At 73.7% G+C, this 205-nt stretch carries 1 protein-coding gene; it reads left to right on the plus strand.

Annotated features, from left to right (window positions below; genetic code table 11):
• A partial coding sequence (locus tag DSP71_RS23110; protein ID WP_258546258.1) for an E3 binding domain-containing protein occupies positions 1-205 on the plus strand: 205 nt, incomplete at both ends.

Raw genomic sequence — 205 nt, forward strand, 5'->3', positions numbered from 1 at the left:
TCCTGCCGCCGCTCCGGCTCCTGCCGCCGCTCCGGCTCCTGCGGCTGCTCCGGCTCCCGCCGCTGCGACGCCAGCCGAGGCGAAGCTCGCGCTCCCGACCGAGAGCGACAACCTCTACGTCACACCGCTCGTGCGTCGTCTGGCCTCCCAGCAGGGAGTGGACCTGGCTTCCGTCACCGGAACCGGTGTCGGCGGTCGCATCCGC

This window comes from Microbacterium sp. H6 (assembly GCF_003314775.1).
In the GTDB taxonomy this organism is placed as follows: domain Bacteria; phylum Actinomycetota; class Actinomycetes; order Actinomycetales; family Microbacteriaceae; genus Microbacterium; species Microbacterium oxydans.